Origin of the sequence: Pseudonocardia pini (assembly GCF_013870575.1) — a bacterium.
Lineage (GTDB): Bacteria > Actinomycetota > Actinomycetes > Mycobacteriales > Pseudonocardiaceae > Pseudonocardia > Pseudonocardia pini.
This window is the reverse complement of record NZ_JACBXB010001075.1, coordinates 1-1,410: the sequence shown is the minus strand read 5'-3', so window position 1 is coordinate 1,410 and position 1,410 is coordinate 1. Positions and strand designations below refer to the sequence as shown.

General features: G+C 75.6%; 2 protein-coding genes. Both read right to left on the bottom strand.

Annotated features, from left to right (window positions below):
* Positions 1 to 605 (bottom strand): HAMP domain-containing protein (locus H5J29_RS32625; RefSeq protein ID WP_181784747.1); only part of this gene is annotated, 605 nt, incomplete at its 3' end.
* 137 nt (positions 606 to 742) lie between these two features.
* Positions 743 to 1,408 carry a response regulator transcription factor gene (locus H5J29_RS32620; protein ID WP_181784746.1) on the bottom strand — a complete coding sequence of 222 codons (666 nt, stop codon included), beginning with the start codon at positions 1,406 to 1,408 and terminating at the stop codon, positions 743 to 745.
* Between the last annotated feature and the right edge of the window lie 2 nt (positions 1,409 to 1,410).

Sequence of the window (1,410 nt, the reverse complement as noted above, 5' to 3'; positions counted from 1 at the left end):
GCCCGTCGGGTCGCGTCCCGCACGACGCCGCCCATCCGCCGCAGCTCGACGACGTCGGCGTCCGGGTCGGCGAGGGTCACGTCGACCTCGGTGCGCAGCACGGCCAGCGGGGTCCGCAGCTCGTGGCTCGCGTTCGCCACGAACCGACGCTGCAGGGCGAAGGCCCCTTCGAGGCGGTCCAGCATCCCGTCGAACGTGCCCGCCAGCTCGGCCAGCTCGCCGCGGGCGCCACGCAGCCCGAGGCGCTGGTCCAGCGACTCCGCGGAGAGCCGGCGCGCGGTCGCCGTGACCTCGTGCAACGGCGCCAGCACCCGCCCGACGAGCACCCACGACACCAGCCCCGAGGCCACCACCAGCAGCGGGAACGCGATCAGCCCCGCCCGCAGCAGCTCGGCGCGGGCGGCGTGCCGGACGGCCGTGGTGACCTGCTCGGCCGGCACGTCCAGGTCCCCCACCCGCACCAACGTGCCCGGCGGGAGCGTGGGCACCGACGCCGCGACCCCGCCGACCAGCAGCCAGCCCAGCCAGAGCAGCAACGCGCTGACCAGGACGACCAGCCCGGTCCCGAGGAGGGTCAGCTGCCACCGCAGCGAGAGCCTGCGCACTAGGCCGGGTCCCTCGATCCGGCGCCGCCGGGCCCGGTGACCCACGTCGTTCCCGGCAGGGCAGCCGGGCCGGCCTCGTACCGGGTCGTCCTCGGGTGGTCCGGCGACGCCGCCGGGGGCGGGATGGGAGACACGGCCTAGCCCGCGGCAGGCACCCGGTAGCCCGCACCGACCACGGTCTCGATCACCCCGGGCTCGCCGAGCTTCTTGCGCAGGGTCATCACCGTGACCCGGACGGTGGTGGTGAAGGGGTCCGCGTTCTCGTCCCAGACCCGCTCGAGCAGCTCCTCGCTGGACACGACCGCGCCCCGGGCGCCCATCAGCACCTCGAGCACGCCGAACTCCTTGCGCGTCAGCTCGACCGGCGCCTCCGCGCGTCGGACGGTCCGCTTGGCCGGGTCGAGCGCCACGTCCCCGGCCACGAGCAGGGGCGGCACCGCGGGCGACGCGCGCCTGCCCAGGGCGCGCACCCGGGCGACCAGCTCGGGGAAGTCGAAGGGCTTGGCGAGGTAGTCGTCCGCGCCGCGCGACAGCCCGTCCACCTTGTCCGCCAGCGCCCCGCTCGCGGTGAGCATGATGACCCGGGTCGAGGCCTCCGAGGCCACGATCTCGGCGCACAGCGCGTCCCCGGACATCCCGGGCAGGTCGCGGTCCAGGACCACCACGTCGTAGCGGGTGATCGAGGACTTCTCGTGCCCGCTCAGCCCGTCGAGTGCCACGTCGACCGCCATCCCCTCGCGCCGCAACCCGCGCGCGACGGCCTCGGCCAGCGGCTCGGAGTCCTCGACGACCAGGACCCGCATCA

Excerpts from the sequence above, each read along its gene's own strand:
- H5J29_RS32620 (WP_181784746.1), bottom strand. The coding sequence starts at position 1,408 with ATGCGGGTCCTGGTCGTCGAGGACTCCGAGCCGCTGGCCGAGGCCGTC.